The organism is Nocardiopsis sp. TSRI0078, from assembly GCF_001905145.1.
Classification (GTDB): domain Bacteria; phylum Actinomycetota; class Actinomycetes; order Streptosporangiales; family Streptosporangiaceae; genus Nocardiopsis.
Map to the genome: position 1 here is coordinate 1 of NZ_LWLB01000012.1, position 25,575 is coordinate 25,575.

A 25,575-nucleotide genomic window follows, 5' to 3' on the forward strand; every position below is an offset into this window, starting at 1 on the left:
CAACTTCTGGGGACCAGTTCAGTCCGCCGGGGAGTGCGGGCCTTCGCCGTGTCCGGGGTCGACCTCAGTACGTCTAAGGCGTGTTCTCGAACAGGCGGATGGCGGGCGGGTCCGTCTCCGTCGGCGGGACCTTCAGGGACTTCAGGGCGAAGGACATGATGTCGTTGAACACCGGCCCGGCGGCCTCGCCGCCGTAGTAGGTCTCCTTCGGGTTGTGCAGGACCACCTGGACCACGACCTGCGGGTCGTCGGCGGGCGCGAAGCCGGCGAAGGTGGCCGTGTAGCCGCCGCCCTCGTAGCTTCCCGTCTCCGGGTTGATCCGGTTGGCGGTGCCGGTCTTCCCGGCGACCCGGTACCCCTCGATGCGGGCCTCGGGCGCGGTGCCCTCGTCGCTGGTGACCGCCTCCAGCATCAGCGCGAGCTGCTCGGCGGTCTCCTCGCCGACCACGCGCCTTCGCTCGGGCTCCTCCGCCGGGGTGAAGCGGCCGTCGGGGTCCACGGTCCCGGCGACCACCCGGGGGGCCACCCGCACGCCGCCGTTGGCGATGGTGGAGTACACCGACGCCATCTGCACGGCGTTCACCGACAGGCCGTGGCCGATGGAGACCGACGGAAGCTGGGTGCCCCACCAGTCCTCGGGGTCGGTCAGCAGGCCCGCCTCCTCGCCGGGCAGCTGCAGCCCCGTCGGCTGGCCGAGCCCGAAGTCCTTCATGTAGGAGTGCAGGACCCCGGCGCCCACCTGGTCGGCGATCTTGATGGTGCCGACGTTGCTGGACTGGGCCATGATGCCGTTGACCGTGAGGCGCTGGGTGCCGTGGTCGGTGGAGTTGCGGAAGGTCTGGTCGAGGTACTCGATGCTGTAGGGCACGGTGTAGACCGTCTCCGGGGTGGTGACCCCCTCCTCCAGCGCGGCACCCAGGGTGATGACCTTGTTGGTGCTGCCCGGCTCGAAGGTCTCGGCCACCGCGCCGTTGAGCCACTCCTCCGAGCTGCTGCTGGAGATGTCGCTCGGGGAGTAGGTCGGGTAGTCGGCCATGGCGAGGATCTCGCCGGTGCCGACCCGTTCCACGATGACGCTGCCCGCCTCGGCCTCCAGCTCCTCCACCCTGTCGGCGAGGGTCTGGGCGGCGTACCACTGGATCTCCTGGTCCAGGGTCAGCCGCACGTCCTGGCCGGGCACGGGCTCCTGGACCAGGCCGCCCGCCATGGGGATCTGGGTGCCGTCCATGCCCACCTCGACCCGGCGCTTGCCCGCCTCCCCGGCCAGGGTGTCGTCGAGGTAGCCCTCCAGCCCCTCCAGGCCATGGCCCTCGGCGCCGACGAAGCCGACCAGGTCGGCGGCTCCGGTCTCCCCCGGGTAGGCGCGCTCGTAGGAGACCTGCGAACCCAGCCCGGACAGGCCCAGCTCCTCCAGGTCCTCCCACTCCCCCGGCCGGACCTCGCGGGCGATCACCTCGTAGCGGCCGGGCTTGGCGTCCACCTTGGCCGCGACCTCGTCCCTGTCGAGGTGGAACCGGGCGGCGAGCTCGTCGATGAGCCGGGTGCGCTCCTCCGGATCGACCTCCTGGGGGTCCACGAAGACGGTGCGCACCTCCAGCGACAAGGCGAACGGCTTGCCGTCCGCGTCGGTGATCTGGCCGCGCAGGGTGGGGATGTCGATGGTCTGCAGGCGCGTGTTGGAGGCCGCCTCGGCGTAGTGGTCGGCCTCCAGCCCCTGGATCTGCACCAGGCGCCCGGCGAAGAGCAGCAGGATCACCAGGATCAGTACCCCGCCGACCTTGATGCGCCCGTGCGGCCGGCCCCTGCGGAAGGTGCGGCGCAGCAGCGGCGGGGGCGGGGGTGGGGACGCCGGGCGGCGGCGGACGCGTTCGCCGCCGCGCGCCTCGCGCGGCACCCGTCCCCGGGAGCCCGCGGACGAGCGGGGACGCGCTCCGCCGTCGGGGCGCCGCGGTTCGCGCTGGGGGCGCTTACTGGGCCGAAAGCCCGAGCGGCTGGCCGCTCCGGGCCTGCGGGGGTCTCGGGGGCGCCGGTCCCTGGGTGTGCTCACTCACCGCTCCCTGCGTTCCCTGTGACCTCACCGCGCCCGGGGTCGAGGAAGCGCGGTGCCTCCCCCTGCTCCATGCCCATGGCCTCGGCCTCCTCCGCGATGCGCTCGGGGCTCTGCAGGCGGGCGACGGTGTCGCTCAGCTCCTGCTCCTCGTAGGACATCTGCTGGTTCTGCTCCTGGAGGTTGGCGATGGTGAAGGCCCCCTCGGCCACGACGCCGCGCAGCACGAGCAGGCCGACCAGGGCGCCGCCGAGCAGGCAGAGGATGAGCAGGACGAAGGGGATGCGCGGCGCCCGCGCCTGGGCGCCCGCCCTGGCGCGTGCGCGTTCCGCGGTCGGGGGCGCGGGGGCGCGTCCGGGGGCCGCGGCCCCCGCCGCGGCCTTCCTGCCGCGGGCGGGTGCGCGGCGCGTGTCCGTCCTCGTGCTCATCTGGTCTCCCTACTGCCGCGGCGGCCGCACGCGTTCGGCCGCACGGAGGCGGGCCGACTGGGCGCGCGGATTGCGTTCGTTCTCTTCGTCCGTGGGGAGTTCGGCCCCCCTGGTGAGAAGCCGGAGCTCGGGCTGCCGGTCGGGGAGGGGGACGGGCAGGTCGGCGGGGGTGGTGTCGGTGGACAGTGCGGCCAGCGCCCTCTTGGTCATCCTGTCCTCCAGGGAGTGGTAGGACAGCACGGCGATGCGCCCGCCCATGCCCAGGCGCGCGACGGCCGCGGGCAGGGCGCGTTCGAGGATGGACAGTTCGGCGTTGACCTCGATGCGCAGACCCTGGAAGGTGCGCTTGGCGGGGTGGCCCCCGGTGCGGCGGGTGGCCGCGGGGATGGCCTCGCGCACCAGCTCGGCCAGCTCGCGGGTGGACTCGATGGGCGCCTGGGCGCGGCGGCGCTCGATGGCCCTGGCCACACGCGAGGCGAAGCGCTCCTCGCCGTAGGTGCGCAGGACGCGGGTGAGCTCGGCGAACGGGTAGGTGTTGACCACCTCGGCCGCGGTGAGGGACTGGGTGCGGTCCATGCGCATGTCCAGGGGCGCGTCGTGGGCGTAGGCGAAACCGCGGTCGGTCTCGTCCAGCTGCGGCGAGGACACGCCGAGGTCGAGCAGGACCGCGTCGGCCTCGGCCGCGCCCGCCTCGTCCAGGGCTCGCGGGATGTCGGAGTAGACCGCGTGCACGAAGTGGGTGCGGTCGGCGTGGGGGGCCAGGCGTTCGGCGCTGCGCTCCAGGGCGGTGGTGTCGCGGTCGACGCCGACCAGGCGCATCTCGGGGCACGCCTTGAGCAGTGCCTCGGAGTGGCCGCCCAGGCCCAGGGTCCCGTCGACGAGCACGGCTCCGGGCCTGCTCAGGGCGGGGGCGAGCAGTTCCACGATCCGGTCGAGCATCACGGGTACGTGCAGGGGGTCGAGTCCGGCACGGGCCGCCGCCACGCGCGCCTCGATGCCTCGTTCGCCGTCCGGGCGGGCGCCGTCGTCCCCCGAGCCGCCGTGCTGCCGGATGTCCCCCATGCGCTGCTGTTCCTCCACGCTGTCACCGTCTTCCCCCGAGTCGCCGCGGCCGCACCATGACCGGTGCGCGCTCCACGGTGTCCCTGCGTGGCCCGGCGGATTCCGGCGGGCCTCCGGACACGGCCGCTATTGTCCACCTTTCGGCGGACCCGCGTTCACGACCTGGCACCGGGGAAGTCGCGCCAGCTCGCGGGACACCGCGCCCGGAGGCCGTTGCCGGACTCCGGCTTGCGAGGGTGTGGACTGTGTGCTGGTCGGACCGGCGGCGACTTCCGCCGGGGTCACAGCACCCCGGGCAGCACCTCCTCCGACAGCTGCGCGAACGCGGGCTCCTGCTCGGCCTCGTAGTCCGACCACGCCCCGGCGTCCCAGATCTCCAGGCGCGTGTTGGCGCCGATCACGACGCATTCGCGGTCCAGACCCGCGTACTCGCGCAGCTTGGCCGGAATGGTGACCCTGCCCTGCCTGTCGCAGCTCTCGTCCGAGGCGCTGGCGAAGAGGACCCTGCTGTAGTCGCGGACCGCCTTGGCGGTGACCGGGGTGCTGGCGAGCGCGTCGGTGATGCGCCGGAACTCCTCCGTCGGAAAGACGTAGAGGCAGCGTTCCTGGCCCTTGGTGATCACCAACCCCCCCGACAGCTCGTCGCGGTACTTCGCGGGAAGGAAGAGCCGTCCCTTCTGGTCGAGGCGCGGCGTGTGGGTGCCGAGGAACACGCTCCCACCTCCTCTCCCTCGAAGCGGAGAATTCACCCTCTCCACGTTGCTCCACCTTACTCCACTCTTCCCCACCGTCAACAGCTCCAATCAGGATTCAGACCCCGAAGAATCGATAAATGCGCAGGTCAGGACGCTGAGCGTGGAGGTGGGGGAGAGTGGAGCGCGAAGTGGGGGCGTGGAGTGTCGCCGGGTCGGCCCGAAGCGGTGTGCGGGTACCGCACGGGCGTCCTCCGACGACCCTCGCACTCCCGGCCCGGGCCACGTGCGGGTTTCGGGGAGGAGGCCGCGGTCCGCCGGTGCGCTGACCAGCGTCCCCGGCTCCCGCACGAGGGGGGGAAGTGACCCTGATTGGCGCATATTGTGCTCTCGCGGGTGGCTGGTGCGTATCCTGGTGGTCCTCCTTGGGCCACCCGGCCAGGGTTGAGACCGACCAGGGGGAACCGGGGGGCTTGCGAGCCTCGGTTCCGCAGACCGACACACGGAGCCATAGGGAGCGGGAGGGGTCTGGTGTCACTCGGCACACACCACGGCGGTCGCGGGGGCGGCGTCCAGGAGGACGTCGGTGAGATCGTCGCCGTGGCCGACCGCGTCCGCGGCGCCATCGAGACCGTCATCGAGGGCAAGCCGGAGGTCCTGCGCCTGGCGCTGACGGTCCTGCTCGCCGAGGGCCACCTGCTCATCGAGGACGTTCCCGGCGTCGGCAAGACCATGCTGGCCAAGGCCCTGGGCCGGGCCGTCGACTGCTCCGTGCAGCGCGTCCAGTTCACCCCGGACCTGCTGCCCAGCGACATCACCGGCGTCAGCGTCTACCACCAGGACCGGCGCGAGTTCGAGTTCAACCCCGGGCCGGTGTTCGCCAACATCGTGCTGGGCGACGAGATCAACCGGGCCTCGCCCAAGACCCAGGCCGCCCTGCTGGAGTGCATGGCCGAGCGGCAGGTCAGCGTCGACGGCCAGACCCGCACCCTGGAGCGGCCGTTCATGGTGGTGGCCACCCAGAACCCCGCCGACATGGAGGGCACCTACGCCCTGCCCGAGGCCCAGCGCGACCGGTTCATGGCCCGCGTCTCGGTCGGCTACCCCGCCCCCCAGGCCGAGCTCGACATGATCGACTCGCACAGTTCCCGCTCACCGCTGGACGGCCTGGCGCCCGTCACCAGCGCCGCCCAGATCCGCGACCTCGCCGACCGGGTGCACTCGGTACACGTGGCCCCGGGCATGCGCCGCTACGTCGTGGACCTGGTCAACGCCACCCGGACCGCCCCCGAGCTGCGTCTGGGCGCCTCTCCCCGCGCGACCCTGCACCTGGTGCGGGCCGCCCGCGCCTACGCCGCCCTGGACGGACGGCACTACGTCGTTCCCGACGACGTGCAGGCCCTGGCCGTGCCGGTGCTCGCGCACCGCCTCCTGCCCGGGCCGGAGGCGCAGATGGAGCGGCTCTCCCCCGAGCAGATCGTGGCCAAACTGGTCGCGCGCCTGCCCGTCCCCGGCCCCCAGTAACCCCGCTCCCCCGACACCCCGCCCCTTCGTCCCCTGTTCGCATCCGCCCCGAGAGAGGGTCCATGCGCCCGCACCGAACCCTCACCGCACGAGGCGCCTGCATGCTCGCCTTCGGCCTGGTCGCCCTGGTGTCCGGTCTCCTCGTGGGACAGCGCGAGATCGTGGGCGTGGGCGTGCTGCTGGTCGCCGTCCCGCCGCTGTCGGCGCTGACGGTCCTGGGCGCCGCCTCGCGCCTCGTGCACAGCCGTACCGTGACCCCCGCCCGGATCCGGGCCGGATACGACGCCCGGGTGCAGGTGCGCGTGGGCAACTCCTCGCCGACCTGGCCGGTGGCCTCGGTGTCGGTGTCGGACACGCTGCCCGTCCCACTGGGTGTCGAGCCCCGCTACACGGTGGGCTACCTGGGGCCGCGCGCCGTACGCGACGTCGGCTACCTGGTACGGCCCGCCGTACGCGGGAGCTATCCCATCGGCCCCCTGCGGGTCGGGGTGACCGATCCGCTGGGGTGCGTGCGGGTCAGCCGCCACGTGGGCGCGCCCTCGCACCTTCTCGTGACCCCGGTGACCGTCCCGCTGGGCCCGCTGGGCGCCGCCGACGGGTCCGCGGGCGAGGACTCCCCGCGCCGTTCGGTGAGCGGCGCCGGGGAACAGGACCCGGTTCCGCGCGAGTACCGGTACGGAGACGACCTGCGCAGGGTGCACTGGCGATCCACCGCCAAGCACGGTGAGCTGATGGTGCGCCGGGACGAGCAGCACTGGCGCGAGAACAGCACGGTCCTGCTGGACACGCGGCGCGGCGCGCACGGCGCCGCGGGCCCCTCGGGGTCCCTGGAGACCGCGGTGAGCGTGGCCGCCTCCGTGGCGGTGAACCTGCTCGGAAGCGGGCACGACCTGCGCTTCCACACCGAGCGGGGCCGGATGGAGACCGCGACCGCGGCCGGCGTCCTGGACGGCCTGGCCGTCACGGAGCCCTCCGACACCGCGGGTCTCCTCGGCGGGATCGGCATGATGGCCGACGCCCGAGGGACCGCCGGCCTGGTGGTGGCGGTACTGGGCGCGGTCGGCCCGGAGGAGGCCGCCGCGCTGTCCCGGACGGGCGGCGGGCTCCGCGTCGCCGTACTGTGCGTGCACGCCGCCTGGCCCGGACCCGACACCCTGGGCGGGGTCCGCGACGTGCTGGCCGGCGCCGGGTGGCACGTCATCGTCCTGTCCTCCGCCGCCGAACTGCCGCCGCTGTGGAGCCGCGCGACCGGGTCGACCGCGGCGGCGCCCACCGCGAGGACCGCACGCACCGGCCCGCACACCCCCGGGAGGGGACCGCGTTGAGAGCACTGATGCCCCTGGGTTCCCTGGCCTGCATGCTGATGGCACTGCCCCTGCTGGGTTCGCTCGTGCGCGGCGGGACGTGGTGGGTCCCGGCCTTCGTCATGATGGCGGCGGTGGCCGGCGTGTCCGCGCTGTACCGGTTGAGCCGGTGGAACACGTTCCCGGTGCCGTTCCTGCAGGCGCTCGTGGCGGCTCTCCTGGTCACCCCGCTGTTCGCCGGGCACGTCGCCCCCCTCGGGCTGCTGCCCACCGACCAGGTGCTGGCGCACCTGGTGCTGGCGTTCGAGCAGGGCGTGGACACCATCAACGGCAGCACGCCGCCGGTCTCCTCCTCCGCCGGGGTCATGCTAATCATCGCGCTGGCCCTCACGATCCTCACGGTCGCCGCGGACTTCCTCGCGGTGACGGCACGCTGCCCCGGCATGGTCGGCGGCCTGCTGCTGGCGCTGGTGTCGGTGCCGCTGATCGTGGACGACTCCGGAGTGGGCTGGCTGCCCGCGGCCGCCTGCGCGACCGGCTTCCTGCTGCTGCTCGCGATGGACATGTGGCTGCGCGGCCACGAGTGGGGGATGCCCGTCCCCGAGCCCGGCCGGCACGGTTCCCGAGCAGGGGCCCTGGGGGCGGTGCGCAGGGCGGTGACGGTGTCGCTGGCCTCGGCGGCCGCGGTGCTGCTGGCTCTGACGGTGCCGCTGGCGCTGCCCTCGCTGCGTACCGACGCGCTCCACACGATGGCCGACGGAACCTACATCGGCACGGGCGGCGACCTCATCACCACCACGCACCCGCTGGTCTCCCTGCGCCGTGATCTGGCCTTCTCCGACCGCACGGTGCTGACCTACCGGACCGACACCGAGCAGCCCGAGTACCTGCGCACGTACGTGCTGGACGAGTTCGACGGCGTGAACTGGACGATGACCCCGGTGAACGCCTCGATCGACGCCAGGGTCGACGGAGAGCTGCCGCTGCCGACCGGGTGGGGCTCGGCTCCCTCCGATGGCGTGGTGACCACGCGGATCTCGCTGGACTCGGAGACGCCGCGGATGGACTTCCTGCCACTGCCGTACTGGGCGCGCACGGTGAGGGCGACCGGTGAGTGGTACGTCGATCCCAGGAGCCTCATGGTGTTCACCACCGACAGCGCTCCCACGGGTCTGAGCTTCACCGTGGAGACCGTGGACCGGGTGCCGACGGCCGAGGAGCTGTCCGACACCGGGAGCCCGCGGTCGCTGCCGGGCGACTACCGGAACCTGCCGCGCGGGCTGGACCCGCGTGTGCAGGAGCTGACCGACGCGTTGACCGAGGGGGCGCGGACCCCCTACGAGCGGGCGGTGGCGCTGCAGGAGTACTTCACGGGGGGCGCGTTCACCTACGACCTGGACCCGCCCGCGGTGCCCACCGACGCCGATCCGCTCGTCCACTTCCTGCTGGAGGACCGGGTGGGCTACTGCGAGCAGTTCGCGGGGGCGATGGCCGTCATGGCCCGGCAGGCCGGCATCCCGGCGCGGGTGGCGGTGGGCTACACCGCGGGCGAGCGCCTGGGCGACGGCCGGTGGTCGGTGTCGTCGGGCGACGCCCACGCGTGGCCGGAGCTGTACTTCGAGGGAGTGGGCTGGGTGCGCTTCGAGCCGACCCCGGCCGCGGCCGACGGGCAGGGCTCGGCGTCGGTGCCCGACTACGCGCGGGGCTCGGAGGAGGGCTCGGACGGCCCGGGCACCGTCCCCGAGGAGCCCGACCTCCCGTCCGACGAGGCGCCGGAGCGGCCCGAGGACGACGGGGCACCCGAGGAGGTGCCGAGCCGGGCACCCGAGGAGAGCGAGGAGCCCGAGGACGAGCCGACCTCGTCGGCGGCGCCCGGCGACGACGCCGGGACCGGCACGGGTCCGGCGTGGCTGTCCGCGGCGGGTGCCGCGGCGGCCGGGCTGCTGCTGTTGGCGCTGCCCGCTCTGGTCCGCGCCCTGGTGCGCTGGTCCCGGATGTCCGCGCTGTCGGCGGGTGCCGCCGGAGCCTCGGGGGCGCACAGCGCCTGGCGGGAGCTGCGGGACACGTGCCTGGACCTGGGCGGTACGTGGGCTCTGGCGGAGAGCCCGCGGGCCACGGCCGAGCGTCTGGCCCGTTCGGGACCGGCGCCGAGGACGGCGGAGCCGGGAGGACTGATGTCGGGTGCGGCGCCGGGACCGGTGTCGCCGCAGGCCGCGGAGGCGCTGTGGCGCCTGGCCCTGGCCGAGGAGGCGGCGCGTTACGCGCCCTCGCCCAAACCCCCGGAGGGGCTGCGCGAGGACCTGCGGACGGCCCTCGCCGGGCTGGTCGCGGTGGTCGGCCCGGCGGCACGCGTCCGCGCGGTGCTGCTGCCCCGCTCACTGGCTCCGTGGCGCCGTCCGCGTCCGGCCCCGGGCCCCGAGCCCGTGACCCCGTAGCCCCGGCCGCGCACGCCGCCGGCTGACGTGCGGGGTCTCTCCCAGCGGCCCTGTGGTCCTGCTTCCGGTGGCACCGTCGGCGCCCCGCGGCGGCGCCGGGAGCGGGACCGCTCCGGGCGGGCGCGCCCGGTGGGCCTTCCCGGCCGGCGCCGCGAAAGGCCCGCGGGGGAAGCCGCTTCGGGACACGAGAACGTGGTGGGGCCCCGCACGATCATCGTGCGGGGCCCCACCACGTTGTGCTCCGTGCCCGGAGGGACCCGCTCCGGGCATCCACCGGCAAGAGGGTCGTGACCAGGTGCGCGGGGCGGCCGAGAGGCGGTCCGAGGACTACTCCTCGCCCTCCTGGCGGCGGCGCCAGCGCTCCTCGAAGCGGTTCATCATCCCGGGGCGGTTCCCGCCCTTGCGCTTTTGCTTGGGTTCCGCCGCGGCTGCGGCCTCGGCGCCGCCTCCCGATGCCCTGCGCCAGGCACTGGCCCCCCACAGGAAGCACAGCAGCATGACGAGGAAGCCGAGGACGCTGATGGCGACCTGGGCGACTGTGGACTGGAGCATCAGCCCCGTCATCAGCAGAACGACACCGACGACGAATCCGAGTCCGGCCTTGATGATCCAGCGCTTGTAATGGACCGCGGGGTTCGTTTGGCGAACAGTGTTCGCGAACTTCGGGTCCTCGGCATACAGCGCCCGCTCGATCTGGTCGAGCATGCGCTGCTCGTGTTCAGAGAGCGGCACGGCGCCTCCCTACGGCAGTCCCCGGTTGGGGTGACGGGTACTGGTGAACATTCTCTTGGTCAGTGGTATGCCCAGAATACGGTGCGCTAGCGCTCGGTGGAAAGAAAAGCTGCGTGCGTACCTGACCCACAACGGCCACGATACCCTCGCCCTGAATCGGAAACACCGGCTTCCATGCCTCTCTTGTACCCTGACTCCGGTCCTACCCTTGGAACGTTCCGCAGGCCCCGGAAGTTGCCGCATCATACGTCGTCTTCGTCACGCTTGGCCAACACGGCCGACTGTATCGCTCCCGGGCCGAAACGTGCCGTGACGCGGTCCATGACCCGTTCCACGTCCCTCCAGCCCGAATCCTCCTCTCCCAGGGCCAGTTGGCGGTGCGCCCGCTCCACCGGGACGACCCCCTCGACCCGCACCCCCACCAGGCGCAGCGGCACCCCGCGCAGACCGGATGCGGCGTACAGCTCGCGGGCGAGGGCGTTGATCTCGCGGGCCACGTCGGTGCTCTCGGGCAGGGTCCGCGACCGGGTGATCGTGGAGAAGTCGCCGCGGCGCAGCTTCACGCTCACCGTGCGCCCCGCCTGACCCGACGCCCTCAGGCGGCGTCCCACCTTCTCCGACAGCCTCAACAGCTCCCGGTCCACCACCTCCGGGTCGGCGACGTCCTCGTCGAAGGTCTCCTCCGCGCCGACGCTCTTGTCGGGGGTCTCGGGTACCACCGGGCTCCGGTCCACGCCCCGGGCCAGCTCGGCCAGCCTGGTCCCGGCCTTGTCGCCCAGCTCCATGCGCAGCATGTCCTGCTCGTAGCGGGCCAGTTGGCCGACCGTGCGCACGCCCAGCCTGGCCAGGGTCTGCTCGGTCCGGTCCCCCACCCCGGGCAGCGCCCCGACCGGGAGCGGGTCCAGGAAGCCGCGCACGTGGGCGGTGGGCACCAGCAGCAGGCCGTCGGGCTTGCAGTGCGTGGAGCCGAGCTTGGCGGTGAAGCGGGTGGCGGCCACCCCCACGGAACACGTGAGGCGCTGCTCGGTGCGCACCCGTTCGCGGATCATCGCGGCGATCCGCACCGGTCCGCCCAGGCGGCGGCGCGCGCCGGACACGTCCAGGAAGGCCTCGTCCAGGGAGAGCGGCTGCACCAGCGGGGTCACCGAGCGCAGGATGTCCATGACGGCCTCCGACACCCGCCGGTAGGCGCGGCCGTCGGGCGGGAAGACCAGGGCCTCCGGGCACAGGCGCGTGGCCCGCGTCATGGGCATCGCCGAGTGCACGCCCCGCGCGCGGGCCAGGTAGTCGGCGGAGGAGACCACGCCGCGCGGGCCGGTGCCGCCCACGATGACGGGGCGCCCGCGGGCCTCGGGGTGGCGCAGCTGTTCCACGCTCGCGAAGAACGCGTCCATGTCCAGGTGCAGGATGTGGCAGTCGGCGTCCGGTCCGGACCCGTCCGCGGGGAAGTCGGCGCCCAGCGCCGCGATGCCGCCCGGGGTGACCATGCCCCGCATCGCGGCACCGCGTTCCAGTTGGCGTCGGCTCATGGTGTCAGGTTATGTCCTGCCGGTACGTGTGCCTCCTGCGGGCCCGGAACCGCTGTCCGCGTCCCCGGGCGCCTCCCGTCGCGCCGGCGGGGTTCAGCCGCGGTGGGCGACAACGTGCAGCTGGGTGGCGATCCCGATCAGCTCGGGGTACTCGGCGGCGGCCTTCTCCAGCTCCACCAGGTGCTGCCCGGCGTGGGCGTCGCCCTCCCAGGCGTGCCCGGGCACGATGTCGGCGAACACCCGGACTCCGCGGACGCTCTCCCCGGTCAGTCCCGCGCCGCCGACCAGCTCCAGGACCTGCTGGCGGGTGAACCGGCGCGGCATGGGGTCGTTCCCGCCCCAGCGGCCGTCGGGGTCGCCGAGCAGGTGCTGCGCGTCGGTGATGTGTCCGGCCAGCGCGCGGTGCAGGGCGCCCGCGACCGCGTTGGTGACCAGCAGGCTCACCGCACCGCCCTCACGGGTGATACCGACCACGTCGCGCAGCGCCGCCGCCGGTTCGTCCACGTACTCCAGCACGTTGTGCACCAGTACGAGGTCGGCGCTGCCGGGCTCGAACATGGAGGCCAGGTCGCGGGTCTCCCCCTGGACCCCGCGCACGGACACGTCCCGTTCCGCGGCGCGGCGCTCCAGGGCGGCGAGCGAGTCGGGGCTGGGCTCGACCACGGTGACCCGGTGGCCGAGCTCAGCGAGCGGAACGGCGGCACCGCCGGTGCCGCCGCCCGCGTCGACGATCTCCAGGGAGCCACCGTGTCCGAGCCGGGACAGCAGTTGCACCAGGGCGTCCCACACGACGGCGGTCCGCGCCGCGTTGGCCGCCCGTCCGGGTCCGGTCGCCCCGCCCGCGCCGGGACCGCCGCCGGCGGCCGCGGTCGCGCTGGTCCTGTCAGTCACCTGCGTCCCCTCAATCCAGGTTGCCCCGACGGCCTCCGCTCGCCGGTGTCAGAGCGAGAGCGTCGACTTGTTCTCCATCAGCCTGGACAGGAGTCCGCTGACGAAGTTGGGCGACTCGTCGGTGGACAGCTCCTTGGCCACGCCGACCGCCTCGGCGATCGCCACGCCGTCCGGGATGTCGTCGGCCCAGAGCAGCTCGTAGGCGCCCATCCGGAGGATGTTGCGGTCCACGACGGGCATGCGCTCCAGGGTCCAGCCGATGGCGTAGGTGTTCAGGAGCTCGTCGATGCGCTCACGCCGCTCGTCGACCGAACGGGCCAGGCCCTCGGTGAACTCGTTGATCGGCGGCTCGGGCTGGGCCCGGCGGCGCTTGATGACGTCCTCCACCGAGATGCCGCGCACCTCCGACTCGTAGAGGACCTCGACCGCGCGCCGCCGCGCCTTGCGCCGTGCTCCGCTCATCAGTTGACTCGCCCGAGGTAGTCGCCCGTGCGGGTGTCGACCTTGATGCGCTCGCCGGTGGTGATGAACAGGGGCACCTGGATGGTGGCGCCGGTCTGGACGGTGGCGGGCTTGGTGCCGCCGGTGGAGCGGTCGCCCTGCACGCCCGGGTCGGTCTGGGTGATCTCCAGCTCGACGGCGGCGGGCAGCTCGATGTAGAGCGGGTTGCCCTCGTGGGTGGCCACCGTGGCCCTGGTGTTCTCCAGCAGGAAGTTCCTGGCGTCGCCGACGACGGTGTCCGAGACCGGGATCTGGTCGTAGGTCTGGGTGTCCATGAAGATGAAGGACTCCCCGTCGTTGTAGAGGTACTCCATCTCGCGGCGGTCGACGTTGGCGAACTCGACCTTGGCCCCGGCGTTGAAGGTCTTGTCGACGATCTTGCCCGTGAGGACGTTCTTCAGCTTGGTACGGACGAACGCGCCGCCCTTGCCCGGCTTGACGTGCTGGAACTCCAGGACGTTCCAGAGAACGCCGTTCTCGAGCCGCAGGGTCGTGCCGTTCTTGATGTCGTTCGTCGTGGCCACGTCGGTCGTCTCTCCAAGGGGTCTGACACGTCGGGAACCGGGCCCGCGGGGTCCGGTCGGTGGTCGGTGGGGCTGGGCGCGGGCACCTCGGGAAGCCTCCCGGGTGCGCCGGTACGCATGTCGCCTGTGTGCAGTCTAGTGGCTTTGTGGAACACGGGCGTCGCCCGTGACCGCGCGGTACGCCTCGTCGAGCAGCTCGGGGGCGGGACCGCTGAGGATGGCGGGCCGGGCCAGGCCGTCCAGGACGACGAAGCGCAGGGTGGACCCCCGCGCCTTCTTGTCCACGCTCATGGCGGCGCGCAACTCGGGCCACGCCTCCGGGGCGTAGGAGGTGGGCAGGCCCACCGACGACAGCAGGGAGCGGTGGCGCTGGACCAGGTCGGCGCCCACGCGGCCGTCCAGGCGGGCGAGTTCGGCGGCGTAGACCATGCCGATGGAGACCGCGTAGCCGTGCCGGAAGGTGTAGTTCTCGGCACGTTCGATGGCGTGTCCCAGGGTGTGGCCGTAGTTGAGGATCTCGCGGCGGCCGCTCTCGCGCAGGTCGCCGGAGACGACCTCGGCCTTGACCCGGATGGCGCGCTCGATGAGCTCGCGGGTGTGCCTGCCCTCGGGAGTGGCGGCGCCCTCGGGGTCCTCCTCGACCAGGTCGCAGATGACGGGGTCGTCGATGAATCCGGCCTTGACGATCTCGGCGAGGCCGCCGACGTAGTCGGCCCGGGGCAGGCTCGGCAGGGTGGACAGGTCGCACAGGACCCCGGCCGGGGGGTGGAAGGCGCCGACGAGGTTCTTGCCCTCGGGGGTGTTGATGCCGGTCTTGCCGCCGACCGCGGCGTCGACCATGCCCAGCAGGGTGGTGGGGACCAGGACCGAGCGCACACCGCGCAACCAGGTCGCCGCGACGAACCCGGCCAGGTCGGTGGCCGCTCCCCCGCCCACGCCGACGACGGCGTCGCTGCGGGTGAAGCCCCGCTGTCCGAGCCGGGACCACAGGTCGGCGGCGACGGCGGCGGTCTTGGCGGCCTCGCCGTCCGGGACGGGCATGGCGTGGGCCCGGTACCCGGCGCCCTCCAGGGCGCCGAGCACGGGGCGGGCGATCCCGCCCAGGCCCTCGGGGTGGATGACGGCGACCTGTGCGGCGTGGCCGACCAGCGAGGGGAGTTCGGAGAGGACGCCGCTGCCGACCACCACGTCGTAGCGGCCGGTGGGGTCTCCCACACTGATCCGTGTCACGGTCACTGCTGGGCCTTTCCAGCGCCCTGTCCGGCCAGCGAGGGCAGGATGGCGTCGACGATCTCTTCGGGGTGGTAGCCGGTCGTCTCCACGGTGACGGTGGCCAGGCGCTCGTAGACGGGAAGGCGCTCGTTGAGCAGCTGGCGGAGCCGGGTGCGCGGGTTGCCCGCGAGCAGGGGGCGGGCGACGTCCATGCCCACACGCTTGGCGGCCTCGCCGAACTCCACGTGGAGGTAGACCACGTGGTGCCCCTCCAGGTCCTTCTGCGTGGCCTCGTCGAGGACCGCGCCGCCGCCGACGGCGATCACGCCCTCCCAGGCCCGCAGGCCCTCCGCGACCACCTCGCGCTCCAGGGCGCGGAAGTGCTCCTCGCCGTCCTCGATGAAGATGTCGCCGACGGGCTTGCCCGCGCGCCTTTCGATCTCGGTGTCGGTGCACAGCAGGTCCGCGTCCAACCGCTCGGCCAGGGCCCTGCCGACGGTGGACTTGCCCGATCCGGGCGAACCGATGAGCACCGCGATCGCTTTTGCCACGCTCTGCCTGCCTAGGGAATCCGTGGGTCCGCCCCCGCCCGCGCGGGGAGCGGCACCGTGTTGCGTACTCGTCTCTGTCTAGCAGACCGGGCGCTCCCTCGCGTGGAACATCCCAGCACGTGGACACCCCGGCGCGCGGAAGGCCCCGGTCCGGGGCCGGGCCGCCCGGACCACGTCAGGGCTCCTCGTCCCCGCGCAGCAGGACGAGGGCGAGCACCGTCGTCCACGTCAGTCCCGCGAGGAGCGAGAGCCGCTGGCAGCGCCCCGGTGACCAGGAAGTTCGCGGTCTGGGCCCATCCGGCTCCGGTCAGCGCCAGCGAACCGACGGGATGGCGCGGCGGAAGGTAGTCGGGACGCACTGCTCCCGCGACGGTGAACACCGCGACGAAGAGGGGGCCCGCGACCGCCCCGCACCACAGGAGCCTGCGTGTCAGTGGCATGGGGGCCGCCTTCGTCGGGGGGACTCTCCACATCACGGTAGAGGGCCCCGGACTCCGGCGGAAGGCGGTCCGCGGGGAGCCGGAGGGACCGTGGTGGCGCCCCCCGACCCGCCCCGGGGGGAGGCCGGGGGCGCGGACTCACCGGATGGTGAGCGAGTCCAGGTAACCCCTGAGGTTGCGCGCGGTCTCGGGGACCGAGTCGCCGCCGAACTTCTCCACGGCGGCCTCGGCGATCACCAGGGCGACCATCGCCTCGGCGACCACACCGGCGGCCGGGACCGCGGTGACGTCGCTGCGCTGGTGATGGGCCTGCGCGGGCTCGCCGGTCTCGGTGTCGATGGTGTCCAGCGCCCTGGGCACCGTCGCGATCGGCTTCATCGCGGCGCGCACCCGCAGCGGGTCTCCGGTGGTCATACCCCCCTCGACGCCGCCGGCGCGGTTCGTGCGGCGGCGCACGCCGTCCGGGCCGGGCTCGATCTCGTCGTGCGCGGCCGAACCCCGGCGGGCGGCGGTACGGAACCCGTCGCCGACCTCCACGCCCTTGATCGCCTGGATGCCCATGAGCGCGCCGGCCAGGCGCGCGTCCAGGCGCCGGTCCCAGTGCACGTGGCTGCCGAGGCCGGGCGGCAGGCCGTAGGCCAGCACCTCGACCACGCCGCCGAGGGTGTCACCGGACTTCCTGGTGTCGTCGATCTCCTCGACCATGCGGGCGCTGGTCCGGGAGTCGAAGCAGCGCACCGGGTCGGCGTCGACCGCGTCCAGGTCCTCCGGGCGCGGCTCGGGCGCGTCCTCGGGCACCGCGACGGGTCCCATGGACACCACGTGGCTGAGGATCTCCACGCCCAGCGCCTGGCGACAGAACCGGCGGGCCACCTCGCCGACCGCGACGCGTGCCGCGGTCTCGCGGGCGCTGGCGCGCTCCAGGATGGGCCGCGACTCCTCGTGCCCGTACTTTTGCATGCCGACCAGGTCGGCGTGCCCGGGGCGGGGGCGGGTGAGCGGCGCGTTGCGCGCCACGCCCTCCAGTTCCTCGGCGGGGACCGGGTCGGGCGACATCACCTTCTCCCACTTGGGCCACTCGGTGTTCCCGACCTCGATCGCGACCGGTCCCCCCTGGGTGCGGCCGTGGCGGATGCCTCCGACGACGGAGACCTGGTCCTTCTCGAACTTCATCCGGGCGCCACGTCCGTACCCGGCGCGGCGGCGGAGCAGCGCGGCGGCGATGTCGTCAGAGGTGACGGACACACCGGCCGGGAGGCCCTCCAGAATCGCGACGAGTGCGGGTCCGTGGGACTCCCCCGCGGTCAGCCAACGCAACATGTGCACGATCCTCCCACGGATCGGTGCGCGGCGGCGCACCCGGGCTCAGGGTTGCGGCAGGAGGGGCCCTCCGGCCAGGACCGTGGCGAGGGCGGCGGCCAGCATGAACGGGCCGAGCGGCAGCGGATCCCTGCGGGTGAGCCGACGGAGCGCCATGAGGAGGAGCCCCACCAGCGAGAATGCGGCGAAGGCCCAGAAGACGGCGACCAGGGCACCGAGGGGGCCCGCGGCCCAGCCCGCGTACAGTCCGGTGAGCCCGGACAGTTTGACGTCGCCGAAGCCGAGTCCCGTGCGGTGCACCCGCCACAGCAGCCAGTACAGCACCGTGACCAAGGCCATGCAGGCCAGCGCCTCCACGAACCGGTCGGCCTCGGGGCCGCCGGGCGGCAGGAGGACGGCCGCTCCGACCAGTGCCGCGGCCACCGGGTAGGCGGGGGCGACGACGGCGTCGGGCAGGCGCATGACCCGCAGGTCGATGACGGACAGCAGGACGCCGACGGCGACCAGCCAGAGCACCGCGGGAAGGTCGAACGGGCACCAGTGGGGCCGGGCCAGGGCCCAGAGCCCGACGGCACCGAAGAGGAGGGCGGTCGTGACGACGACCGCGGGGTCGGAGCGAATGACCTGCTCGCAGTGGGGGCAGGCCCCGCGTTTGCGGAACGCCCGGGCCTCCACGACGGGGAGCCAGCGCAGGAAGCGGAGTTCGGCACGGCAGTGGGGGCAGCGGGGCGGCGGCGGCCCTTCGTCGTCCTCCTCCGGCGGCGGACGCTCCCCGGGCCCGTCCTCGGCGCCCTCACCGGGTCCGCCCCCGGCGCCCTCACCGGGTCCGCCCCCGGCGCCCTCGCCGGATCCGTCCTCGGCGTCCGCGGGGAGCGTCGCGGCGTCGTCCTCGTGCTCCGCCGGGAGCGGGCGGTCCCGGCGCGCCGCGAGCGCGCCCCGGGGGCCGGGGGGCCGCGGTGTCCGCGCCGGCCCGAAGAGGCCGACCAGGCGGCCGTTGAGCTGGCCCACCGCCGCACCGAGCAGAACGAGGAGGACGGCGGTGACGGTCGTCCACAGGTACGGGTGGAGCACGAATGCCGAGGGGATGGGCATGCTGGGAAGCTATCGTTTCGGGCCCCGCGGCGACACCACCAGGTCCGGCCTGTGGACAGCACCGAATCCGGACGGGCGGCTCCGCACGCGCGGGGGCGCCGACGCCCCCGCTCCGGGGTCACTCCTGGTCGGACGCCCTCCGGCCCGGCTCCTCGCCGGCCGCATCCTGCCCGGGTTCCCCGCCGTCGTCCCGCCGGGCGCGCACGACGGCGCTCAGCTCGATGCCTCCGGGCAGCACGTGCCGCAGCTCGGCGGTGAGCCGCTCGGCCACGCGTCGCAGGACCTCGTCGTCGCGCTCGTCGAGTTCGAGGCGGATGCCGATGTCGCCGCGCTCGGAGGGGTGGATGCGCACGCGCTCGATGCCGAACTCGGTGTGCGTGACCCGGTAGACGAGCGCCAGGACCTGCGGGTCCTCCTTGGGCTCGGGAACGACGCCGGTCTCGGCGAGCATGGTGAGGAAGCGGCCCTGGACGGTGTAGGGCACCGGCCCGGCCACGTCGACCACCAGGGCGTCCGCGTCCTCCTCCACGGCCGCCTGGCAGGCGTCCTTGGTGGTGAAGGGCACCGGTCGCGCGTCCGGACGCCAGCGGCGGACCGCGTCCACCGAGGTGAAGGCGAGCATGCCCCGGCGCCCGTCCTTGCCCGTCATGATCGGGACGGCCACCTCGCTGTGCTTGTCCTTGGTGAGCCCGCCGACGCCCTCCTCCGTCTCGGTGGCCACGGCGACCACCGGGATGAGCACACGGGAGCCGCTGAGCGCGGCCAGCACCTGGCGGTCGCCGGTCCGCCCCGACGCGTGCTCGCGCAGGCGCGCCTCGACCTCGGGGTCGGCGCCGCCGTCGTCGTCACGGAAGTTCTGGGCGCCGGTGATGGATGGTCTGCTCACGGGCACCGACTCTACCGGGGGCTGGTGGACGGCGTGCCCTGGGTCGCGCCGGCCTGTCCGCGGGGAGGGGTCCCGTCGTCCTCCAGGGCGTCGATGATCGCGCCGAGCTGGGAGACCTGTTCACCGGTGAGCTTGTCGAACATCAGGGAGCGCACGCACTCGGCGTGTCCGGGCGCGGCCTGGTCCAGGAGCTCGGAGCCCTTCTCCGTGAGCACGGCCCACAGTCCGCGCCGGTCGTCGTCGCAGTGTTCCCGGCGCACGTAGCCGTCGCGTTCGAGTCTGGCGACCTGGTGGGAGAGCCTGCTCTTGGAGACGATGACGCTGTCGGCGAGCATCCGCATGCGCATGCGCTGGTCGCGCGCCTCCGACAGGTGCACGAGGATGCCGTACTCGGTGAGCGAGAGCCCGGTGCGCGCACGCAGGTCCTTCTCCAGCTCGTCGTAGATCCAGGCGTTCATCCTGAGGAAACCACGCCAGACGTGCTGTTCCTCGCCGTCGAGCCACGTGGCCTTGTCCATGGGGATCATCGTAGTGGCGGCTTCCGTCGGGGCCTTGCACGAGCGCTCCGGAATACCTATCCTCTTCCAGGGAAGATACTTCTAGGTTACCTTGTTACTCAGCAGTGAGCAGGGCCCGGCCCCGGGTCCTCCGACCCGTGAGGGAGACACCATGGCAGCGCAGGAACTGAAGCCCGGCACCTGGAAGATCGACGCCGCCCACAGCGTCGTCGGCTTCTCCGTGCGGCACATGATGGTCAGCAAGGTACGCGGCCGGTTCGAGAAGTTCGACGCCACGCTGACGGTCCCCGAGGACCCCACGCAGTCCTCCGTCGAGGCCACCATCGACGCGGGCTCCATCAACACGGACAACGGCGACCGCGACAACCACATCCGCTCGGCGGACTTCTTCCACGTCGAGCAGCACCCGCAGTTCACCTTCCGCTCCACCGGCATCGAGGCCAAGGGTGAGGACTTCGTCCTCAAGGGCGACCTGAGCATCAAGGGCAACACCCGGCCGGTCGAGATCACGCTGGAGTTCAACGGCTCCACCATCGACCCCTACGGCCTGACCCGCGCCGGCTTCACCGGCTCCACGCAGATCAGCCGCAAGGAGTTCGGCGTGGACATCGAGATGCCGATGGACGGCGGCGGCGTGGTCGTCGGCGACAGGATCACCATCGACATCGACGCCGAGTTCACCCGCCAGGACTGAGCGGAGCCGGGTCCGGGCGGAACCGGCGAGCCGCACGGGGCCGTGGAGACGGGACGGCATCCATCCCTTCCGGAGTTTTGACGACACAGCGTCACCATCTCCGGAACCCCTCGGATATCGTCGGCGGGGGAGGGCTGCGCGCCCTCCCCCGCCCGCGTTCGCCCGTGTGCTCCCCACCCGTCGGCCAGGAGGTCCCGTGTCCTCGTACCACCCCTTCTCCCCGGAGGTCGTCGCCGCCGTCACCGCCCACATGAACGGCGACCACCCCGAGGACACCCTGCTCATCTGCCGCGCCCTGGGCGGCCTTCCCCAGGCCACCGCCGCCCGCATGACGGGCCTGGACGGCGACGGCGGCGACTACGCGGTCACCGTGGACGGTACCGAGCACACCGTCCGCATCCCCTGGTCCCGGCCGCTGACCGAGCGCGCCCAGATCCGCGCGGAGGTCGTGCGCATGTACCAGGAGGCCCGCGAGAGGCTCGGCGCGGCCCCGCGCGGAGGGCACTGACGCCTCCGCGCCCTCCGGCCCCCTTCCGGATCACACGTGTGCGGCGGAACTCCGCGGAGCCCTGAGGAGTCGAACGGAAAGAGCAGGGACGACACATCCCGGACCGGTGCCGCCGACGGCACGCGCGACGGGCCGCGTCGGCCTACTCTGGAAGAACCGTCGATCCCCCGCCCGTAGACACGACACCAACGCCTATCCGAAGGACGGCCCCGGCCTCCATGGTCATGCCCGACCCCGGCGACGACAACGCGCCGACCCAACGGATCGAACCCACCGCGCCGACCACGCGGACCGGACCCGGCGAGGGCTCCACCCGAGCGGGAGCCACACGCTGGGTCACGCGCGTCCTGCGTCCGGGATCCGCACGGCGGGGCGACACGGAGCCCACACGCGTCACCGCCCCCGGCGCGGAACGCACCAGGGTCCTGCCCGGCCCCGCCCGAGCGGAGCGCTCCGCCGCCCCCGCGGCGAGGACCGGTGGCCCGCGGTCCGCTCCCGCCGTCCCCGGCGGCGGCCGCGGTGACGGCCCCGCCCCCTGGTGGCGGACCCTGTTCGGCCCCCTCCTGGACTGGATGGCCCGCCTGGTCTCACGCGTGGTGGTCGGCCCCGCGGGCGACCTCGACTACGCGGTCCCCGCCGAGCTGCGCCGCCGCTACCGGGTGCTCGACCACATCGGTGCGGGCGGCGAGGCCGTCGTCTACCTGGCCGAACCCACCGACTCCCCCGGACGCGGGCTCGCGCTCAAGGTCTACCGGCCCGGGCACGACATCAACCGCGAGCTCCTCGACCGGCTCCGCGCCCGCGGCACCGCCTCGCCGCACGCGCCCGCCATCCACGGCTACGGCACCGCGGCCAGCACCTGGGGCGAGGACCTGGCCTGGGAGGCGCAGGAGTACTTCTCCCACGGGACGCTGCGCGCCCTCATCGACCAGGCCCCCCTGGAGGAGGAGAGGGCCCGCGCCGTGGTCTCCGCGGTCGCCGAGTGCCTGCACCACTGGCAGCACGAGCTCCAGCACAACCACACCGACGTCAAACCAGAGAACCTGCTGGTGCGGTCCCTGGATCCGCCGGTCGTCGCGCTCACCGACTTCGGCGGCGCCGTGCGCGCCACCATGAGCCGCGTCTACGGCGGGCTGGCCATCACCGAGGACTACGCGGCGCCCGAGGTCGTCGAGGGCCGCCGCGAGGCACCCGCCGCCTGGTGGTCCCTGGGGGTGATGGCGCACGAGCTGGTGACCGGGCGGCGCCCCGAGCGCGGCGGCAACTGGCTGACCGCCCGCAACACCGAGGTGGACATCTCCGCGATCACCGACGAGCGCTGGCGGCTGCTGGTCCGCGGCCTGCTCGCGCCCTCCCCGTCCGCGCGCTGGGGCCACGACGAGGTCGTCCAGTGGCTGGCCGGTGAGCGCCCCCAGATCCGCACGGCGCGCCGCCTGCGCCCCATCGACTTCGCGGGGGCCCACCACGAGGACCCGCCGAGCCTGGCCTTCGACCTGCTCGACCGCTCCGAGACCGGCGCCATGTGGCTGCGCAGCCACTGGCCGCAGCTGCGCACCTGGCTGGACCGCGAGGTCAACGACTACACCTTCGACCGCGCCTACCTGACCGGCCTGGACGAGTACCCCGAGCGGGCGCACGTGGCGATCAGCGCGCTGGCCGCACGGTACGTTCCGGGGATGCCGCCGCGCTTCCGGGGGCACGAGATCAGCGCCGACGGGCTTTTGGCCCTGGCCACCGGCGAGGCCAGCCGGCACGCGGTGGTACGCGAGGCCGTGACCTCGGGCGCGGTCGGGCTGGGCGCCCAGCACTGGTGCCCGCACCCGGGCTGCCGTTCGGGCGGTTCGGGCCGGTGCGCGCTGCTGGAGCGCGTCCAGCACGAGGTGCCCCTGATCATGCGGCGGGTGTCCGAGACCGTCGACCGGCTGGTCGGCCCGGGCCCGGACGCCCCGCGGAGTCCCGACACCCACGAGACGGACACCGCGTGGGCGCGGGCGGTCGAACTGGTGCTGGTCCCCGAGTCCGCGTCCCGCCACCGCTCCCTGCTGCGGCGCCAGTCCTGGCACCCCCGCCTGCGCAGCACCGCCCCGCACGCCCCCTGGTGGGCTGAGCAGCGGCGCCTGGCGCTGCGCGACGGCACCGGGAGCGATGCCCTGGCGACCCGGAGCGCCCTGGTCACCGCCGTGCTCCTGCTGCCCGAGGCGGTCCGGGTGGGCGGCGCGATCGCCGAACGCGAGCGCGCCGACGGCAGGGCGCGCCGCCAGGACCGCTGGGCGTCGTTGGCCGGTTCGGCCCGTGAGCGCTGGTCGCAGGTGCGGGAGGGGGTCTCCACCGCCAGACGGCGCAGGGCCGCGGCCGCCACGGCCCCGACCAGGCCGGACGACCCGGCGGTCCCCCCGTACCCCTACGGCCCCGAGGGCGCGCGGGAACCCGCGCCGAGCCCCCGCAAGCAGGAGCGCCAAAGGCGCCGGGCCGACCGGACCATGGGCCAGATCCAGCGGGCGATGACGGCGGGCAGGTGCCGCCGCTTCGCCTACCCGGCGGCCCTGCTGGGCCTGGTGGACGGCCTGGGTCGGGCACTGCGCCCGCCGGAGGGCTTCTACCCCGAGAGCGAGTTCGTGACCTCGGCCTACACCGGCCTGTTGGAAGCCGACGACGGCGCCGTCCTGGGATGGTTGTCGGAGGCGGCCGGCTCGGTGACCGGGCTGCTGCCGGGCGGCACGGGCGCCGCGTGGTGGTTCCCGGTGCTGCTCTCGGTGGTGCTGGTGGCGCTGGTGCGCTCGGCGGCCAGCCGGAAGCCCTCCTCCCGAGCCCGCCGACGCCTGGGGGCGTTCCGCCTGGCCGTGGTCGGATCGCTGTTCATGGTGGTGGTGCTGCTGTCCACGGGCCTGGTGGCTCTGGGCTCGGGCGTACTGATCCCCCTGGACGGCCTCCTCGGCTGAGCACGCCGGGGCCGGGCCCCGCCGTGCCGGGCGCGGCCGCCGGGGTGCTGGTGGGCTATGATCGGCCGGTTCGGCGTACGGCCGGACGACATGACGGGAAGGCGAGTGACAGGTGGGTGACGTGATCGAACTGCACGCCGGAGAGTACCGGGCGGGCATCGACCACACGGGGGCGGCTCTGCGATCACTCACCTGGCGCGGCCGGGACGTGGTCTGGCCCTACGGTGAGGACGGCCCCACCGCCTTCCAGGGCCAGGTGCTGGCGCCGTGGCCGAACCGGGTGACCGAGAGGGGCTACCGGTTCGACGGAGCCGAGTACCGCCTCGAACCCGACGACCCGGCCACGGGCACGGCCATCCACGGCCTGGTCCACGACCGGACGTGGTCGCCGGAGGCGGTGTCGGGGGACGCTGCCACGCTGCGCCTGGACTTCGAGGGCACGCCCGGCTTCCCCTTCCCCCTGGAGTTGGCCCTCACCTACCGGCTCACCGGGGACGGACTGGAGGTCACCGCCACCGCCCGCAACCGGGGCGGCTCGCCGGCCCCGTTCGGACTGGGCTTCCACCCCTACCTGACCCTGGGCGAGCCCCTGTCGGCTCTGGCCGAACGGGGCGAGCTCACGCTGGAGGTCACCGCGGGCACCCGGCAGCCGGTCGACGGGCAGATGCTGCCCTCGGGCTCGCCCGTCCCGGTGGACGGCGGCCCGCTCGACTTCCGCCCGCCGGGCCGCGAGCTCGGCGACACGGTCCTGGACACCGCCTTCTCCGCCCTGGAGCGGGACGGCGACGGGCGCGCGTGGGTGCGGGCGAGCGGCCCGGAGCACCGGGTGTCGCTGTGGTGCGACCACAGCTTCGGCTGGTTGCAGCTGTTCAGCGCCGACACCCTGGGCGGGGCCGACCACCGGGCCCACCTGGCGGCCGAGCCGATGACCTGCCCGCCCAACGCGCTGGCGAGCGGCACCGACCTGATCGTGCTCGCGCCGGGCGGGTCGACCGAGCACACGTTCGGCATCACCGCCGAGGCCCTCTGACCGTCGTCCCGGGCCGCGGCTCACCCCGAACCGGAGGGCTCGCGGCCAAGCACGCCGCTGAGCCGCTCCAGGTCCTCCACGGTGTCGATGTCCTCGGCGCTGGCGATGTCGTCGCAGGCCACGGCGGTGACCAGGTGCGAGTACGCCCGCAGGAACGGGCGCGCTCCCACGTCGTGCAGGGCCATGGCGTAGACGGTCGACCAGTGTTCACGGCCCAGCAGCACCGGGTTGCGCTGGTTGCCGTGGTAGGTGGCCACCGCGGCGCGGGCGCCCTGCTCGTGCGCGCGCACCAGGCGGCGCACCGCCTCGGGGGTGACCAGGGGCTGGTCGGCCAGCGCGATCAGCACGGCGTCCACCGTGCCGGGCAGGGCGTCGATCCCGGCGCGCACCGAGGACCCCATACCGGTCCGCCAGTCGGGGTTGTGCACCGTGTGTGCGCCGCCGACCGCCGTGTCGGCCGCGCCCAGCACCACCATCACGGGCGCGCACCCGCCCTCGGTCAGGGTGCGCACGCCCCGGTCGACCAGGCGTTCACCGCCCACCTCGACCAGCGCCTTGGGGCGCCCGAGTCTGCTCCCGGACCCCGCCGCCAGCAGCAGGCCCGCCACCCGGCCGGCCCCCGTCCGCTCCTGGTCCTGCCCGTCCCCAGTACCCATGACGCGATGATGCCACGCGAAGGCGCGCCGGACGGGCCGCCTGGCGCAGACGGTCCGGAC

Annotated in this window: 24 protein-coding genes; 7 read left to right on the top strand and 17 right to left on the bottom strand. The window is 73.7% G+C overall.

Annotated features, from left to right (window positions below):
* Positions 1–73: 73 nt before the first annotated feature.
* The 4 genes from A6A08_RS10435 to mraZ all read right to left on the bottom strand — a co-directional run bounded on the left by A6A08_RS10435 (position 74) and on the right by mraZ (position 4,250).
* Complete coding sequence (locus A6A08_RS10435; protein WP_073702364.1) at positions 74–2,047, bottom strand: penicillin-binding protein 2; 1,974 nt, start codon at positions 2,045–2,047, stop codon at positions 74–76.
* The gene (locus tag A6A08_RS10440) at positions 2,044–2,475 is read right to left on the bottom strand and encodes a hypothetical protein (protein WP_073702365.1); all 432 of its coding nucleotides are present in this window, start codon (positions 2,473–2,475) and stop codon (positions 2,044–2,046) included. The genes A6A08_RS10435 and A6A08_RS10440 overlap by 4 nt, the downstream gene beginning before the upstream one ends.
* Positions 2,476–2,484: 9 nt before the next feature.
* Positions 2,485–3,537, bottom strand: a complete 1,053-nt coding sequence (gene rsmH, locus A6A08_RS10445; protein ID WP_073702775.1) for a 16S rRNA (cytosine(1402)-N(4))-methyltransferase RsmH — start codon at positions 3,535–3,537, stop codon at positions 2,485–2,487.
* A gap of 281 nt (positions 3,538–3,818) precedes the next feature.
* The gene (mraZ, locus tag A6A08_RS10450; protein ID WP_073702366.1) at positions 3,819–4,250 is read right to left on the bottom strand and encodes a division/cell wall cluster transcriptional repressor MraZ; all 432 of its coding nucleotides are present in this window, start codon (positions 4,248–4,250) and stop codon (positions 3,819–3,821) included.
* 510 nt (positions 4,251–4,760) lie between these two features.
* Here mraZ and A6A08_RS10455 point away from each other — a divergent pair.
* From A6A08_RS10455 to A6A08_RS10465, 3 genes are all read left to right on the top strand, one after another.
* A complete protein-coding gene (locus A6A08_RS10455; RefSeq protein WP_073702367.1) occupies positions 4,761–5,753 on the top strand; it encodes a MoxR family ATPase in 993 nt (330 codons plus the stop codon).
* A 62-nt stretch (positions 5,754–5,815) separates the two neighbouring features.
* On the top strand, positions 5,816–7,078 hold the full coding sequence (locus A6A08_RS10460; protein ID WP_073702368.1) for a DUF58 domain-containing protein: 1,263 nt from the start codon (positions 5,816–5,818) through the stop codon (positions 7,076–7,078).
* Between the two features lie 8 nt (positions 7,079–7,086).
* Positions 7,087–9,492, top strand: a complete 2,406-nt coding sequence (locus tag A6A08_RS10465) for a DUF3488 and transglutaminase-like domain-containing protein (protein WP_073702776.1) — start codon at positions 7,087–7,089, stop codon at positions 9,490–9,492.
* Between the two features lie 327 nt (positions 9,493–9,819).
* On the opposite strand, the gene A6A08_RS10470 is transcribed toward A6A08_RS10465, so the two are convergent.
* From A6A08_RS10470 to A6A08_RS10525, 12 genes are all read right to left on the bottom strand, one after another.
* Complete coding sequence (locus A6A08_RS10470; protein ID WP_073702369.1) at positions 9,820–10,224, bottom strand: DUF3040 domain-containing protein; 405 nt, start codon at positions 10,222–10,224, stop codon at positions 9,820–9,822.
* Between the two features lie 242 nt (positions 10,225–10,466).
* Positions 10,467–11,720 (bottom strand): DNA polymerase IV, encoded by a 1,254-nt coding sequence (locus tag A6A08_RS10475; RefSeq protein WP_073702777.1) that lies wholly within the window; start codon positions 11,718–11,720, stop codon positions 10,467–10,469.
* A 126-nt stretch (positions 11,721–11,846) separates the two neighbouring features.
* Positions 11,847–12,644, bottom strand: a complete 798-nt coding sequence (locus A6A08_RS10480) for a methyltransferase domain-containing protein (protein ID WP_073702370.1) — start codon at positions 12,642–12,644, stop codon at positions 11,847–11,849.
* A 48-nt stretch (positions 12,645–12,692) separates the two neighbouring features.
* Positions 12,693–13,106 carry a transcription antitermination factor NusB gene (gene nusB / locus A6A08_RS10485; protein WP_073702371.1) on the bottom strand — a complete coding sequence of 138 codons (414 nt, stop codon included), beginning with the start codon at positions 13,104–13,106 and terminating at the stop codon, positions 12,693–12,695.
* Entirely contained in the window at positions 13,106–13,669 is a 564-nt protein-coding gene (gene efp / locus A6A08_RS10490) for an elongation factor P (RefSeq protein ID WP_073702372.1), read from the bottom strand. The genes nusB and efp overlap by 1 nt, the downstream gene beginning before the upstream one ends.
* 135 nt (positions 13,670–13,804) lie before the next feature.
* Positions 13,805–14,905, bottom strand: a complete 1,101-nt coding sequence (gene aroB / locus A6A08_RS10495) for a 3-dehydroquinate synthase (RefSeq protein WP_073702373.1) — start codon at positions 14,903–14,905, stop codon at positions 13,805–13,807.
* A complete protein-coding gene (locus A6A08_RS10500; RefSeq protein ID WP_073702374.1) occupies positions 14,902–15,414 on the bottom strand; it encodes a shikimate kinase in 513 nt (170 codons plus the stop codon). Before A6A08_RS10500 ends, aroB begins: the two co-directional genes overlap by 4 nt.
* 29 nt (positions 15,415–15,443) lie before the next feature.
* Complete coding sequence (locus tag A6A08_RS10505) at positions 15,444–15,905, bottom strand: DUF998 domain-containing protein (protein WP_083609051.1); 462 nt, start codon at positions 15,903–15,905, stop codon at positions 15,444–15,446.
* A 105-nt stretch (positions 15,906–16,010) separates the two neighbouring features.
* The gene (gene aroC, locus A6A08_RS10510) at positions 16,011–17,192 is read right to left on the bottom strand and encodes a chorismate synthase (protein WP_073702376.1); all 1,182 of its coding nucleotides are present in this window, start codon (positions 17,190–17,192) and stop codon (positions 16,011–16,013) included.
* Between the two features lie 45 nt (positions 17,193–17,237).
* Positions 17,238–18,284 carry an A24 family peptidase gene (locus tag A6A08_RS10515; protein WP_073702377.1) on the bottom strand — a complete coding sequence of 349 codons (1,047 nt, stop codon included), beginning with the start codon at positions 18,282–18,284 and terminating at the stop codon, positions 17,238–17,240.
* Between the two features lie 118 nt (positions 18,285–18,402).
* Positions 18,403–19,170, bottom strand: coding sequence for an SseB family protein (locus A6A08_RS10520; protein ID WP_073702778.1), 768 nt, complete (start codon positions 19,168–19,170; stop codon positions 18,403–18,405).
* An 11-nt stretch (positions 19,171–19,181) separates the two neighbouring features.
* The gene (locus tag A6A08_RS10525) at positions 19,182–19,688 is read right to left on the bottom strand and encodes a MarR family winged helix-turn-helix transcriptional regulator (protein ID WP_073702779.1); all 507 of its coding nucleotides are present in this window, start codon (positions 19,686–19,688) and stop codon (positions 19,182–19,184) included.
* A 151-nt stretch (positions 19,689–19,839) separates the two neighbouring features.
* Between A6A08_RS10525 and A6A08_RS10530 the strand changes: the two genes are divergently transcribed.
* The 4 genes from A6A08_RS10530 (at position 19,840) to A6A08_RS10545 (ending at position 24,859) form a co-directional block, all read left to right on the top strand.
* Positions 19,840–20,382: a YceI family protein gene (locus A6A08_RS10530; protein WP_073702378.1), complete on the top strand. Its 543-nt coding sequence runs from the start codon at positions 19,840–19,842 to the stop codon at positions 20,380–20,382.
* A gap of 196 nt (positions 20,383–20,578) precedes the next feature.
* The gene (locus A6A08_RS10535; RefSeq protein ID WP_073702379.1) at positions 20,579–20,890 is read left to right on the top strand and encodes a DUF2470 domain-containing protein; all 312 of its coding nucleotides are present in this window, start codon (positions 20,579–20,581) and stop codon (positions 20,888–20,890) included.
* Between the two features lie 218 nt (positions 20,891–21,108).
* Positions 21,109–23,829, top strand: a complete 2,721-nt coding sequence (locus A6A08_RS10540; protein WP_073702380.1) for a serine/threonine protein kinase — start codon at positions 21,109–21,111, stop codon at positions 23,827–23,829.
* A gap of 112 nt (positions 23,830–23,941) precedes the next feature.
* A complete protein-coding gene (locus A6A08_RS10545) occupies positions 23,942–24,859 on the top strand; it encodes an aldose 1-epimerase family protein (RefSeq protein ID WP_073702381.1) in 918 nt (305 codons plus the stop codon).
* Between the two features lie 20 nt (positions 24,860–24,879).
* Here the strand turns inward: A6A08_RS10545 and A6A08_RS10550 are convergent, their stop codons facing one another.
* Positions 24,880–25,467, bottom strand: coding sequence for an NTP transferase domain-containing protein (locus A6A08_RS10550; protein ID WP_073702382.1), 588 nt, complete (start codon positions 25,465–25,467; stop codon positions 24,880–24,882).
* Between the last annotated feature and the right edge of the window lie 108 nt (positions 25,468–25,575).